Raw genomic sequence first — 14042 nt, 5'->3', positions numbered from 1 at the left:
GCACGATGGGGACGAACACGCCAGAATGCCGTTCTGCGCCGGGACGCCAGGCGACGCCTGGCCCAGCAGAACCGATACAGCACAGCCCGGTGGCTGGGGGACCGATGAACAACAACTCGCTCGACCTGACCCGTCTCGCCGCCATGGACGCCGCTCAGGCCGCTCGGCTGCTGCATCAGGTACGGGACGAGACGCTGGCCGGCCGGCGGCCTCCGATCGCCCCCCGGCCGGTGATCGACGCGTCGTGGCGGCGGATGTTCCGGCTCGGCCTCGACCCCGACCAGTCCACCAGCAGCGTGCTGCTGGAGCGCGACGAGCTGGAGCACCGGCGGCGGACGACGGCGCTCGGCGAGCTGATGCGGACCCTGAGCGCCGGCCTGTCCGGGATCGCCGACGCCTCGATGCAGATCATGGTCGTGACCGACGACCAGGGCCGGGTGCTGTGGCGGGAGGGCAACCTCGGCGTGATGCGGCAGGCCAACGGCATCTGTCTGGAGGAGGGCGCGGCCTGGACCGAGGCGACGACGGGCACCAACGCGGTCGGCACGGCGCTGGCCGCGCGCCGACCCGTCCAGGTGCACTCGGCCGAGCACTTCGTGCAGACGCTGCACAACTGGACGTGTGCGGCGGCCCCCGTGCACGATCCGCGCGACCAGCGGCTGCTGGGGATCGTGGATGTGAGCGGCCCGGCGTCCACGTTCCATCCGGCGACGCTGGCGCTGGTCGGATCGGTGGCGCAGCTCGCCGAGGCGGAGCTGCGGGACCGCCATCTGCGGTCGATCGAGCGGCTGCGCTCGGTGGCCGCGCCGATCCTGTGCGCGGTGGGCGGCCGGGCCGTCGCGGTGGACACCCACGGCTGGACGGCGGCGGTGACCGGGATGCCGCCCATGGACCGGCTGCCGCTGCCCAAGTCCTTCCGGGCCGGGCGGACCTGGCTGCCGTCGCTGGGAATGTGCGCGGTGGAGCCGCTGCCGGGCGGCTGGCTGCTGCGGCTGGACGACGACGGGGCCGGGGCGGCGCGGCCCACGGCGGAGACGGTGAGCCGGGTGGTCCTGGACGTCAGCCGCCCGCGCCGCTGGACCCTGGAGGTGTCGGGCGCGGTGGGCAGCTGGCGCCAGGAGCTGAGCCCCCGTCACGCCGAGCTGCTGTACGTGCTGGCGCTGTACCGGGACGGGCGCAGCGCGGCCCAGCTGGCGGACGACGTCTTCGGCGACCGGACGCGTACGGTGACCGTACGCGCCGAAATGTCACGGGTACGGCGGCATCTGGCGGGGGTGCTCGCGCACCGGCCGTACCGCTTCAGCGAGGAGGTCGAGGTGGAGCTGATCGGCCCGGACCGCCCGGCCGACCTGCTGCCCCACTCCACGGCCCCGGCGGTGCGCGCGGCCCGCGAGGGACTGCCCCGCGCCTGAGCCGCCCGGGGGTGGCCGGCCGCCTCAGTAGCCGAGGGCGTCGTCCAGGCTGTTCAGCCAGTACGTGACCTTCGCGTCGTCCGTCTTGTACGTGCCGGCCGGGAGCTTCAGGGACACCGAGCGGCCGGTGGAGCCCGATCCGTCGCCGGCCGCGAAGAGGACGGCGAGTTGTGTCACGTCACGCCCGCCGGCCTCGCTTCCGCCCCGCTCGCCCACCATCACGACGGAGGCGTACGCGGACTGGCCCGGGGCGAGCCGGATCACGCTCTGCGGGCGGGTGGAGTCGTCGGCGGCGGTGGGGGCCTGGTCCTGGTCGAAGCGGAGGAAGGGCGCGCCGTAGAGGTCGCAGGGGACGGAGCCCTTGTTCGTGGCGGTGAGCAGGAGGTGGTTGATGGGGCGGGCGGGCCGGTTGGCGTCAACCCTGGTGTTGTAGCCGGTGCAGGTGACGACCTTGGCCGTGCCGTCCGCCTCCTTGGTGCCGCCGGTGGCGGCGGGCTTCTGGCCGCCGCCGCTTCCCGGCCGTCCGGACTCGCCCTTGCCGGCGGTGTCCTTGCCCACGGTGTCGGTTCCGGCCGTGTCCGTCTGACCGGTCGGGGATCCGGCGGTCGGCGTCACGCTGGTCGCTCCCTTGCCCGAGGCGGCGGGCGAGGGGTCCTTGGTGATGTCCTGGGGTCCGCAGGCGGTGGCCGAGAGCGCGGCCGCCAGGACGGCGGCGGCGACGGCGGTGCGGCGGATGCTGAAGGTGCGCATGGTGGTGTGTCCCCCGTTGTACGAGCGAGCGGTGACGGTCGATCAAGGCGGGCACCCAAATCAGCCGGTGCCGCATCCACCGTGCGTGCCGCCTCGGTGTTCCAGCCAGCCGACGAGGACAATGGGGGAAGCTGGAACGCTCGCACCAGTCCCGACCTGCGGAAACGCAAGTCCCCTGGGACGCGTTCCTGGAACGCGGGCGGAAGGGAACATCGGGGTGGGGTTGCGGAGCGAGGGCCTGGCGGGCCTCCTGCGGGAGTTGAAGGAGCGGTCCGGGCGGAGTTACGGCGCGCTCGCCCAGCAGTTGCACATGAGCACGTCGACACTGCACCGGTACTGCAACGGTGACGCCGTTCCTACGGAGTTCGCCCCCGTGGAGAGGCTGGCGCGGCTGTGCGGGGCGGACCGGGAGGAGCTGCTGCGGCTGCACCGGGCCTGGATCGTCGCTGACGAAGCCCGCAGCCGGGGCAAGACGGGCGGGGCCGCACCGGCCGAGCCGACGGAACCGACCGCGCCAAGTGAGCCCAAGCCACCCGTCGTACGGGAGCCGGAGCCCCAGCCGGAGCCGGCGGCATCGAGCCAGGCGCGCGAGGGCGCCGAGCTCGACGAGCCGCCGCAGGCCCCGGAACCCCTCGCCCGCCCGGCGGGCGCCGCGCGGCGTCGTCTGCGGCCCCTGGCCGTCCTGGCGGGGGTGGTTCTCCTCGCGGCGAGCGGTGCCGCCGTCGCCCTGTCCGGTGAGCCCAGCCCGTCCAGCGCGGGCCCCGCCGGGAGCTCCGCCCCGCCCCGAACGACCGGGAAGTCCGCCGCCCCGTTCACGGCGGACGTCGACCCGTACGTCTGGAGCGATCCGTGCAGCCAGACGTACGTGGTGGACCGGCCGCCCGGCCAGGTCCCGCCGCCGCCCGCCGAGCAGGACGCGCGGGGCTGGGTCACGCCCCTGGGGGGCGTGCCGGGCGGGGAGATGGTGATCGAGGTGTCGCTCCAGGGAACCGGCGAGGAGACCGTCCTCCTCAAGGCACTGCATGTACGGACGGTCGGCACGTCCGAGCCGTTGGCGGGCCACGCCTATGTGATGGGCGTGGGTTGTGGGGGCGATGCGCGGCTCCAGAGCCTGGACATCAACCTGGACGCGGCCCGGCCGCGGCCTGTGCCGGTTGCCGGGTACCAGGGCGACCGGATGACTCCCGCGTCGGACTTCCCGTACAAGGTGTCCGCGGACGACCCGCAGGTGCTGCGGATGACCGCGCACACCAGGGCTCGGAGCGTGCGCTGGTACCTGGAGCTGGAGTGGAGCAGCGGCGACCGGAGCGGCACACTCCGCCTCGACGACAAGGGACGGCCGTTCACCACCAGCGCCACCACGGGGCTGCCGAAGCACCAGTTCCCCCCGGGGGCGAGCGCCTGGGAGCCGTACCAGGCAGGATGACGGGCGCTGGCCTTCTACTCTGGTAAGCCGACGGAGGCGGAGGTAGCGGCGCATGCAACACCCCGATATCCACAATGTCGTGGACGCCGGACAGATGACGGGCCCGGTCGTCCAGGCCGGCCGGATCGGTCAGGTGATCGGTCAAGTGGTCGTCCACCAGGGGCAGTCGGGGCCGACGCCGATGACGTCCGAGGACACGTGGGTGAGCCGGGTACGTGACTCGTCCGTGTGGGAGCACGTGCCGGGCAGCCGGTCGGGCGACGCGGCCAGGGAGCAGGTGGCGGCCGTCGCGGTGGCGCTCGCGGCGCTGCGTGACGAGGCCGAGCAGGAGCTGGCGGACGATCCCTGGCAGGACCCCGGGTGCGCGCTGCGATTCCTGGAGCGGATCGAGTGGCTGCTCGGCGAGCCGGGCCAGGGCCCGGCGCTCGACCTCTATCCCGCCGAGGCCGCGCTGTTCGTCCTGACCCCGCTGCTCGCCCGGGTGCACGATCTGCGGGCGGCGGTGGAGCAGCTGGCGGTGGCGCCCTGGCGGCTCGGCCCGTGGGACGAGTCCGCTGAACGCCCGCTGGAGCGCGGCGCGTTCGAGGCGTTCACGGACGGCCACAGCCTGCTGGTGCAGCGCGCGCTGCTGCGTCCGGCGGCGCAGGCGCCGATCGGCTGGTGGCTGTTCCACCGCTGGCTGGTGCAGCGCGAGGCGTACGCCGGTACGGACGCGGTGGCCGGGCTGCTCGAAGCGGTCGGCGCCCCGGCCGAGGCGCTCGGCGACGCCCTGGGCCCGCTGCGGGTGAGCAGGCTGCTGCACGGCCTGCGGCGCGGTCCGGACGTCTGCAATCCGGAGTACCTGGAAGCGCTGCCCGCCGACGACCGGCTGCGCGGCCCGGGCCACCAGCGGATCCGCGACCGCCGTCTGGCGCTGCTGACGGCGCTCGCCTGGGCGGCGACGGCCGAGATGACGGCGCTGCCCGACATCGTCGTCGAGCACCTGGGCATCCCGCACCCGGTCGACCTGGCCGCCCTGCGGCGGACCCTGGAGGAGTCGTCCTGGGGAGGCTCCCCCGATCTGCCGGTGCTGCGGGCCGAATGCGCGCACGAGGCGGTGGTGGAGGGGCTGCGGGTGTGCTGTGCCCGCATGGACGAGCTGCTGCACGGCGTGCACCGGACGGTACGGGACCGGATCACCGTCCCCATGCCCGTGCTGCCGGGCCGGCTCTCGGCGGACGGTGTGCTCCCGGCGGACGGGGCGTTCACGGGCTGGGCGAGCTTCCGGCTGGACGAGCGGCGGGTCCGGGGACTGCTGATGGGCATCCAGCTCTACAAGGACCGCGATCTGGCGGTCCGCGAGCTGTACCAGAACGCGCTGGACGCCTGCCGCTACCGGCGCGCCCGCACCGCGTACCTGGACCGTACGCACGCGGCGGCCACGTACACGTACGAGGGTCTGATCCGGTTCGCGCAGGACGGCGACGACGACGGCCGGGAGTATCTCGAATGCTGGGACAACGGTATCGGGATGGGAGAGGCGGAGCTGCGGGGCGTCTTCTCCAACGCGGGAGCGCGCTTCGCCGAGCAGCCCGACTTCAAGGAGGAGCGGGCGGCCTGGGCACGGCTGGACCCGCCGGTGCCGTTCTTCCCGAACAGCCGGTTCGGCATCGGGGTGCTCAGCTATTTCATGCTGGCCGACGAGATCCGCGTGACCACCTGCCGGATGGGCCCGTCGGGCGAGCCGGGCCCCGTACTCCAGGTGTCCGTCTTCGGGCCGGGGCATCTCTTCCGGATCGTGAAGGTGGCGGACCGCGGCGCGGAGCCCGGGACGACGGTCCGGCTCTATCTGCGGGAGGCGGGCGAGGACGGGGAGGAACGGGCGGGGTGGTCGTCGCCGGATGTGCTCGCGCGGGTGCTGGGGATCGCCGAGTTCACGACGGTGGCGGCGCACGGGGAGCGTACGGAGGTCTGGGAGCCGGGAGTGCTGCACACCCGCGAGGCTCCCTCGGGCGAGCAGTTCGGGCTCGACGCGCACGGCGACCTGCTGTCGTGGACCGACGCGCCCGACGGCGCCCAGGTGATCTGGTGCGACCAGGGCGGCGGGCTGCTCGTGGACGGCCTGGTCGTCCATCCGGCGGTCCGGGGCGATGTGCTCTCGGCCCAGCCGCCGGGTCTGGTCGGCGCGGTCGTGAACCTGTCGGGACCGTACGCGCCGGAGCGGATGTCGGCCGACCGGGCGCAGGTCCTGGACGATCTGCGGGGGGTGGTGCGGGGGCTGCTGACGGGCGCGGTGGGCGAGCTGGTGGCGGACGCTGATTCGCTGCTCACCTTCGACTGGCTGTGCGGGGTGGCCCACGGCAGCATGCCGGCAGCGGATCTCATCGCCGAGTCGTGTATCGCGGCCGGCCGTGGCCTGCGCAACGGCAGCAACATCCTGGACAGCGCGCGGACAGGGTGCCTGCCGTCCGACATCTCCCTCGTACCGAACGTCATGCGCTTCTACAAGCACTCCACGCCCGTGACAGACGCCCACTACATGTTCGTGCCCGATCACATCCGGCTGTGGCGGATGCTGGCCCATCGCTCGGACCGGATGCTCGGCGAGTTGATCAACCTGTGTCCGGAGCTGGCCGAGGTGGGCCCGGTCCTGCCGGCCCTGCCGTCCGACCATGAGCTGCTGACGCTCCGTCTCCACTCGCCCACCACCAAGGAAGACGAGGTGACGCTGCTGGTGAACACCGCGGTGGCGCAGGCGAGATCACCCCGCGAGGTGGCATCACGCGCGGCCCGGCTGGGGCTGCACACCATTCCCCCCGACCTCTTCCCCGACATCGTGGTCCATCCCTTGGGCGTGGCGGAGACCACCACGGCCGTACGGGTCACGGTGGCCGCCCGGAGCGAGCCCGTCACCGTGGCTTGGCTCCTGCGGGTGGCCGAGGGTGCGCGGATGCCGGTCGAGGAGGCGGCGGATCGTTGGGGTCCGGACCGGGTGCCCGAGGCGGTACGGCGGGCCGCGGTGGCCGCCCAGGGCGACCCCGTGCTCCGGACCGTGCTGAGCGAGGAGGGCGCGGAGTGGTTCGAGACGGGAGCCGAAGTACACCCCGGGCACCTGGCCGCCGCCGCCCAAGCCGCGGGTGTCGACGTGCCCGACCTGTGCTGGCGGCTGACCGCATGCGGTCTGACGGCGGACGGACGCGGCCTGACCTCGCCACCCGCGGTTCTGGCCAAGTTGCTGAGCGAACACCTGACCGGGGAGGGCCCCTGGCTTTCGCGCGCCGAGCCTGTGCCGCCCTTGCACGTGCTGCTGGCCGCGGACCGGCTCAAGATCACGCCGGGCGAGGCGCGCGACTGGTACGCGCGGCTCGGCTTCACCCCGCCCTCGCCCTTCCCTGAGGTGATCGCGCGGAACGACAGCCGCCTGCTGGAGGACTACTCCGACGACGACGGCTTCTACCACCCTCCGCTCCGGCCGGGCGCCCCTATCCCCTTCACCCAGCTGCTGGCCAACGCGGCTCACCTGGGTCTGGGGCTTCCGGGGCTGACGCGGCGGCTTCGTGACTTCGGTGTAGACGTTGAGCCCATGGGGGGCCGGTTCACCGAGCTCGACGAGGAGCTGTTCACGGAGGTCGGCCCGCTGCCCTGGTACGGGGTGCGCTCGAACGAGGTCATACCGTACGCGCATGTGATGGCTGCCGCCCGGACCCTGCTCGTCCCTCCTCGGGACATCGCGGTCCGGCTCGTCACGCACGGCCTCTCGGTCTCATGCCTGGACCTCCCGGAGGGGCTCACGCACGCGACCGCGCTCGTGCTGCTCGAGTCGGACGACGACGCGCTGCTCGACTGCGGCGACACGGTCGACCTCGAGGACCTGCTCGACCGCGCCCGCCGTATGCACGAGCCCCTCACCCGCGTCCGCGACTGGCTCGTCCAGCTCGGTATCGAGGTCGTCGACCCCGTCGAAGCCGTGCGCGCCGCCATCCCGCTCATCCCACTCCGTGATCAGCCTTGAGATGGCCTTGGCCATGGGGCGACCCTCCGTGATTCCCTGGCGGGTATGAGCATCACTCTCACCACCTGGTCCCTCCAGCAGACCTCCCCCGACGATCTGCGGCCCGCAGCCGCCCCCGACGGCGACGTACGGATCGTCCGGGCCGAGGTGCCGTCCGCCGAGTTCAGCCGGTTCCTCTACACCGCCGTCGGCGGGGACATCCGCTGGACCGACCGGCTCGGACTCTCCTACGCCGAGTGGCAGAAGATCGTGGAGCGGCCCGGGGCGGAGATCTGGGTGGCGTACGACCGGGGGACGCCGGCCGGGTACGTCGAGCTGGACCCGCAGGACGACGGGGTCGTCGAGATCGTCTACTTCGGCCTGATCCCGGCCTTCCGGGGGCGCCGCATCGGCGGGCATCTCCTCTCGTACGGGGTGCAGCGGGCCTGGGACCTGGCCGAGCGGTGGCCGGATCGTGAGCCCACCAAGCGCGTCTGGCTGCACACCTGCTCGCTCGACGGGCCGCACGCGATGGACAACTACCTCCGCCGGGGCTTCCGGCTCTTCGACACCAAGGTGGAGGAGGCGGAGGAGACCAAGGCCCCCGGACCCTGGCCCGGCGCCTTCTGAGCCACCCCCGCTCCTTGACCCTTCGCACGTGACCCACAGCACACTGTCCCACTATTCGGGACAGTGGTGTCCACATTATGGATAATGCTGGACTGGGTCCAAAGTCCCGTGACAGGCTTCCGTCATGTCTGGAACTGGAATTGCCTTGGTGAGTCGGCGGCACGTCGACCTCGGCCGCATGTCCAGCGCCATCTGTCCGGCGAGCTGACAGAACCAGCACCGCCGACATCCCCCATTGCCCAACCCCTTCTGCGCACCGCTGCGCCACCCCTTGCTCTGAGCGCGAGTGTGCAGGTCAGAGCCGCCCTCCTGCAGTCCCGAAGGACACGACGCCATGGCCGCCACCCCGGAATCCCCCGCTCCCGCCACGACCCGCCGCAAGGCCGGCCGCCACCGCGGCGAGGGCCAGTGGGCCGTGGGGCACTTCACCCCGCTGAACGGCAATGAGCAGTTCAAGAAGGACGACGACGGTCTCAATGTGCGGACACGCATTGAGACGATCTACTCCAAGCGCGGATTCGACTCGATCGACCCCAACGACCTGCGTGGCCGCATGCGCTGGTGGGGGCTGTACACCCAGCGCCGCGAGGGGCTCGACGGCACCAAGACCGGTGTGCTGGAGCCGGAGGAGCTGGACGCCGAGTACTTCATGCTCCGTGTCCGGATCGACGGCGGCCGGCTGACCACCGAGCAGCTGCGGGTCATCGGCGAGATCTCCCAGGAGTTCGCGCGCGGCACCGCCGACATCACCGACCGGCAGAACGTGCAGTACCACTGGATCCGGATCGAGGACGTGCCCGAGATCTGGAACCGCCTGGAGGCGGTGGGCCTGTCCACCACCGAGGCGTGCGGTGACACCCCGCGCGTCATCCTCGGCTCGCCGGTCGCCGGTATCGCCGAGGACGAGATCATCGACGGCACCCCCGCCATCGACGAGATCTACCGCCGCATCGTGGGCAACAAGGACTTCTCCAACCTGCCCCGCAAGTTCAAGTCCGCGATCTCCGGCTCGCCGCTGCTCGACGTGGCGCACGAGATCAACGACATCGCCTTCGTCGGCGTGAACCACCCCGAGCACGGGCCCGGCTTCGACCTCTGGGTCGGCGGCGGTCTGTCCACCAACCCCAAGCTGGGTGTGCGGCTGGGCACCTGGGTCTCGCTCGACGAGGTCCCGGACGTGTACGAGGGCGTCATCTCGATCTTCCGCGACTACGGCTACCGCCGGCTGCGCACCCGCGCCCGGCTGAAGTTCCTCGTCGCCGACTGGGGCGCGGAGAAGTTCCGCCAGGTCCTGGAGGACGAGTACCTGAAGCGCAAGCTGACCGACGGCCCCGCCCCCGAGCAGCCGGCCGGCCAGTGGCGTGACCACGTCGGCGTCCACCGGCAGAAGGACGGCCGCTTCTACGTCGGCTTCGCGCCGCGCGTCGGCCGGGTCGACGGCGCCACCCTGACGAAGATCGCGGAGATCGCCGAGGCGCACGGCTCGGGCCGGCTGCGCACCACCGCCGAGCAGAAGATGCTGGTCCTCGACATCGAGGAGGCGCAGGTCGAGTCGATCGTCGCCGCCCTGGAGGCGCTGGACCTGCGCGTCACCCCCTCGCCGTTCCGGCGCGGCACGATGGCCTGCACCGGTATCGAGTTCTGCAAGCTCGCCATCGTCGAGACCAAGGCCCGCGGCGCCTCGCTCATCGACGAGCTGGAGCGCCGGATCCCGGAGTTCGACGAGCCGATCACCATCAACATCAACGGCTGCCCCAACGCCTGTGCCCGTATCCAGGTGGCGGACATCGGTCTCAAGGGCCAGCTGGTCCTGGACGACGACGGCAACCGCGTCGAGGGCTACCAGGTCCACCTGGGCGGCGCCCTCGGCCTGGAGGCGGGCTTCGGCCGTAAGGTCCGGGGCCTCAAGGTGACCTCCGCCGAGCTGCCCGACTACGTCGAGCGGGTCCTCAAGCGCTTCCAGGAGGAGCGCGAGAACGGCGAGCGCTTCGCCACCTGGGCGGCGCGTGCGTCGGAAGAGGCCCTGTCATGAGCGAGCGTGCGGCCCCCTTCTACTGCCCGTACTGCGGCGACGAGGACCTGCGGCCGGGCGAGCAGGGACACGGCGCCTGGGAATGCAGGGCGTGCAGTCGAGCCTTCCAGCTGAAGTTCCTGGGGCTCCTCGCCCCGGGCGCTTCGAGCAACTCCCATGGAGGGGAAGAGATATGACGACCACCCAGGCAACCGCCACCGAGCTCAAGGCCCTCGCCGAGCAGGCCGGCCGCGAGCTGGAGGACGCCTCGCCGCTGGAGATCCTGACGTGGGCGGCCGACACCTTCGGCAAGGGCTTCTGCGTCACCTCCTCCATGGAGGACGCGGTCGTGGCCCACCTCGCCTCCCGCGCCATGCCCGGCGTCGACGTCGTCTTCCTCGACACCGGCTACCACTTCCCCGAGACGATCGGCACCCGGGACGCGGTCGACGCGGTGATGGACGTCAACGTCATCACGCTGACCCCGCGGCAGACCGTGGCCGAGCAGGACGCCACGTACGGGCCGAGGCTGCACGAGCGCGACCCCGACCTGTGCTGCGCCCTGCGCAAGGTCAAGCCGCTGGAGGAGGGCCTGACCGCGTACAGCGCGTGGGCGACCGGCCTGCGCCGCGACGAGTCCCCGACCCGGGCCAACACTCCGGTCGTCGGCTGGGACGAGAAGCGGCAGAAGGTGAAGATCTCCCCCATCGCGCGCTGGACGCAGGACGACGTCGACGCCTACGTGGCCGAGCACGGGGTCCTCACCAACCCGCTCCTCATGGACGGTTACGCGTCCGTGGGCTGCGCACCGTGCACCCGCCAGGTGCTGGAGGGCGAGGACGCGCGGGCCGGCCGCTGGGCGGGCCGGGCCAAGACCGAATGCGGGCTGCACGGATGACGCGTACGACTCGGATGACGGACACTCAGGAACCTCAGGAGACGCATGTGACCGGCGCCACCATCTGGCTCACCGGACTGCCGAGCGCCGGCAAGACGACCATCGCCTACGAACTGGCGGGGCGGCTGCGCGGCGACGGGCACAAGGTCGAGATCCTCGACGGCGACGAGATCCGGGAGTTCCTCTCGGCGGGGCTCGGCTTCAGCCGTGAGGACCGGCACACCAACGTGCAGCGGATCGGTTTCGTCTCCGAGCTGCTCGCATCGAACGGCGTGAAGGTCCTCGTGCCGGTGATCGCGCCGTACGAGGACAGCCGCGAGGCGGTGCGCGAGCGCCACCGGACGCAGGGCACCCCGTACGTCGAGGTGCATGTGGCCACGCCGCTGGACGTCTGCTCCGTACGCGATGTGAAGGGGCTGTACGCCAAGCAGGCGGCGGGCGAGATCTCCGGTCTGACCGGCGTCGACGACCCGTACGAGGAGCCGAAGAACCCGGATCTGCGGATCGAGTCCCAGAACCAGACCGTGCAGGAGTCGGCGGCGGCGCTGCACGCGCTGCTCGAAGAGAGGGGCCTCTCATGACCACGGCCGTTACCGTGCACGAGCCGACGGACAGCCCGTTCGCGCTGACCCACCTCGACTCCCTGGAGTCCGAGGCGGTGCACATCTTCCGCGAGGTCGCGGGCGAGTTCGAGCGGCCGGTGATCCTCTTCTCCGGCGGCAAGGACTCCATCGTCATGCTGCATCTCGCGCTCAAGGCGTTCGCGCCGGCCGCGATCCCCTTCTCGCTGCTGCACGTCGACACGGGGCACAACTTCCCCGAGGTCATCGAGTACAGAGACCGCACGGTCGAGAAGTACGGGCTGCGCCTCCATGTCGCCTCGGTGCAGGAGTACATCGACGCGGGGAAGCTGCGGGAGCGGCCGGACGGTACGCGTAATCCGCTGCAGACCGTGCCGCTGACGGAGGCGATCCAGGAGCACCGCTTCGACGCCGTCTTCGGTGGCGGGCGTCGGGACGAGGAGAAGGCGCGGGCCAAGGAGCGGGTGTTCTCGCTGCGGGACGAGTTCTCGCAGTGGGATCCGCGCCGGCAGCGGCCGGAGCTGTGGCAGCTCTACAACGGCCGTCACGCGCCCGGTGAGCATGTGCGGGTCTTCCCGCTGTCCAACTGGACCGAGCTGGACGTGTGGCAGTACATCGCCCGTGAGGGCATCGAGCTGCCGGAGATCTACTTCGCGCACAAGCGTGAGGTGTTCGCCCGTAACGGCATGTGGCTGACGGCCGGCGAGTGGGGCGGTCCGAAGGAGAACGAGCCGGTGCAGACCCGGCTGATCCGCTACCGCACCGTCGGCGACATGTCCTGCACCGGCGCCGTCGACTCCGACGCCACCACGCTCGACCAGGTCATCACCGAGATCGCGGCGTCCCGGCTCACCGAGCGGGGCGCCACCCGCGCCGACGACAAGATGTCCGAGGCCGCGATGGAAGACCGCAAGCGCGAAGGGTACTTCTAATGAGCAGCACCAGCACCGAGCAGCTGTCCGAGCAGCTCGCGGCCACCACCCTGCTGCGTTTCGCCACCGCGGGCTCCGTCGACGACGGCAAGTCCACCCTGGTGGGCCGGCTGCTGCACGACTCCAAGTCGGTCCTCACCGACCAGCTGGAGGCCGTGGAGCACGCCTCGCGCTCCCGCGGCCAGGAGGCCCCCGACCTGGCGCTGCTCACCGACGGCCTGCGGGCCGAGCGTGAGCAGGGCATCACGATCGACGTCGCCTACCGCTACTTCGCCACGCCGCGCCGCCGGTTCATCCTCGCGGACACGCCGGGGCATGTGCAGTACACCCGGAACATGGTCACCGGCGCCTCCACCGCCGAGCTGGCCGTGGTCCTGGTCGACGCCCGCAACGGAGTCGTCGAGCAGACCCGCCGGCACGCCGCGGTGGCCGCGCTGCTGCGCGTCCCGCACGTGGTCCTCGCCGTGAACAAGATGGACCTCGTCGACTACGCGGAGCCCGTCTTCGCGGCGATCGCCGAGGAGTTCACGACGTACGCCTCCGAGCTGGGCGTCCCGGAGATCACCGCGATCCCGATCTCGGCGCTCGCCGGTGACAATGTGGTCGAGCCGTCCGCGCACATGGACTGGTACGGCGGCCCGACGGTCCTGGAGCACCTGGAGACCGTGCCGGTCAGCCACGACCTGACGGCCTGCCACGCGCGCTTCCCGGTGCAGTACGTGATCCGTCCGCAGACCGCCGAGCACCCCGACTACCGCGGCTACGCGGGCCAGATCGCGGCCGGCGCGTTCCGGGTCGGCGAGCAGGTGGCCGTACTGCCCTCGGGGCGTACGACCACGATCACCGCCATCGACGCGCTCGGCGAGTCCGTGGACATCGCCTGGGCCCCGCAGTCGGTGACGATCCGGCTCGCCGACGACATCGACATCTCGCGCGGTGACCTGATCGCCCCGGCCGCCGACGCCCCGGCGACCACGCAGGACGTCGAGGCGACGGTCTGCCATGTGGCCGACCAGCCGCTCACCGTGGGCCAGCGGGTGCTGCTCAAGCACACCACCCGTACGGTCAAGGCGATCGTCAAGGAGATCCCGTCCCGGCTCACCCTGGACGACCTCTCCCAGCACCCGGCGCCCGGGCAGCTCGTCGCCAACGACATCGGACGGGTGAAGGTGCGTACGGCCGAGCCGCTGGCGCTGGACGCGTACGCGGACTCCCGCCGCACCGGCTCGTTCCTGCTGATCGACCCCGCCGACGGCACCACGCTCGCGGCCGGTATGGCCGGCGAGTCCTTCGCCACCGCCAAGGCCGTGGCCGAGGTCGCCGACGACGACGGCTGGGACTTCTGATGAACGTCGACGTCTACGGAACCTTCGCGAAGGAGGGCGGCCGCGTCGGCAGCGGCACGCTCGGCGCGGGCACGGGAGGTGTCGCG

At 71.8% G+C, this 14042-nt stretch carries 12 protein-coding genes; 11 read left to right on the top strand and 1 reads right to left on the bottom strand.

From position 1 onward, the window contains the following. Window positions 1-104 precede the first annotated feature (104 nt). Window positions 105-1412 (top strand): GAF domain-containing protein, encoded by a 1308-nt coding sequence (locus ACZ7LT_RS12325; protein ID WP_471235953.1) that lies wholly within the window; start codon window positions 105-107, stop codon window positions 1410-1412. A gap of 24 nt (window positions 1413-1436) precedes the next feature. On the opposite strand, the gene ACZ7LT_RS12320 is transcribed toward ACZ7LT_RS12325, so the two are convergent. Continuing rightward, the gene (locus ACZ7LT_RS12320; RefSeq protein WP_471235952.1) at window positions 1437-2162 is read right to left on the bottom strand and encodes a DUF4232 domain-containing protein; all 726 of its coding nucleotides are present in this window, start codon (window positions 2160-2162) and stop codon (window positions 1437-1439) included. 217 nt (window positions 2163-2379) lie between these two features. Here ACZ7LT_RS12320 and ACZ7LT_RS12315 point away from each other — a divergent pair, with 217 nt between their 5' ends. From ACZ7LT_RS12315 to ACZ7LT_RS12270, 10 genes are all read left to right on the top strand, one after another. After that, window positions 2380-3588, top strand: coding sequence for a helix-turn-helix domain-containing protein (locus ACZ7LT_RS12315; protein ID WP_471235951.1), 1209 nt, complete (start codon window positions 2380-2382; stop codon window positions 3586-3588). 52 nt (window positions 3589-3640) lie between these two features. Beyond that, window positions 3641-7579: a wHTH domain-containing protein gene (locus ACZ7LT_RS12310; protein WP_471235950.1), complete on the top strand. Its 3939-nt coding sequence runs from the start codon at window positions 3641-3643 to the stop codon at window positions 7577-7579. A gap of 45 nt (window positions 7580-7624) precedes the next feature. Beyond that, entirely contained in the window at window positions 7625-8188 is a 564-nt protein-coding gene (locus ACZ7LT_RS12305) for a GNAT family N-acetyltransferase (protein ID WP_471235949.1), read from the top strand. A 124-nt stretch (window positions 8189-8312) separates the two neighbouring features. Further along, entirely contained in the window at window positions 8313-8396 is an 84-nt protein-coding gene (locus tag ACZ7LT_RS12300) for a putative leader peptide (RefSeq protein WP_309486338.1), read from the top strand. Between the two features lie 126 nt (window positions 8397-8522). Beyond that, on the top strand, window positions 8523-10220 hold the full coding sequence (locus ACZ7LT_RS12295; RefSeq protein ID WP_471235948.1) for a nitrite/sulfite reductase: 1698 nt from the start codon (window positions 8523-8525) through the stop codon (window positions 10218-10220). Beyond that, window positions 10217-10396 carry a hypothetical protein gene (locus ACZ7LT_RS12290; protein ID WP_471235947.1) on the top strand — a complete coding sequence of 60 codons (180 nt, stop codon included), beginning with the start codon at window positions 10217-10219 and terminating at the stop codon, window positions 10394-10396. Before ACZ7LT_RS12295 ends, ACZ7LT_RS12290 begins: the two co-directional genes overlap by 4 nt. Beyond that, complete coding sequence (locus ACZ7LT_RS12285; RefSeq protein ID WP_471235946.1) at window positions 10393-11097, top strand: phosphoadenylyl-sulfate reductase; 705 nt, start codon at window positions 10393-10395, stop codon at window positions 11095-11097. The genes ACZ7LT_RS12290 and ACZ7LT_RS12285 overlap by 4 nt, the downstream gene beginning before the upstream one ends. 14 nt (window positions 11098-11111) lie before the next feature. Then, on the top strand, window positions 11112-11678 hold the full coding sequence (gene cysC, locus ACZ7LT_RS12280) for an adenylyl-sulfate kinase (RefSeq protein ID WP_471235945.1): 567 nt from the start codon (window positions 11112-11114) through the stop codon (window positions 11676-11678). Next, window positions 11675-12610 carry a sulfate adenylyltransferase subunit CysD gene (gene cysD / locus ACZ7LT_RS12275; RefSeq protein ID WP_471235944.1) on the top strand — a complete coding sequence of 312 codons (936 nt, stop codon included), beginning with the start codon at window positions 11675-11677 and terminating at the stop codon, window positions 12608-12610. The genes cysC and cysD overlap by 4 nt, the downstream gene beginning before the upstream one ends. Continuing rightward, window positions 12610-13956 (top strand): sulfate adenylyltransferase subunit 1, encoded by a 1347-nt coding sequence (locus ACZ7LT_RS12270; RefSeq protein ID WP_471235943.1) that lies wholly within the window; start codon window positions 12610-12612, stop codon window positions 13954-13956. Before cysD ends, ACZ7LT_RS12270 begins: the two co-directional genes overlap by 1 nt. Window positions 13957-14042 lie beyond the last annotated feature (86 nt).

Source organism: Streptomyces sp. NPDC039465 (genome assembly GCF_055639315.1).
Note: the sequence above shows the minus strand (reverse complement) of the source record. Positions and strands in the feature narration are given on the sequence as shown.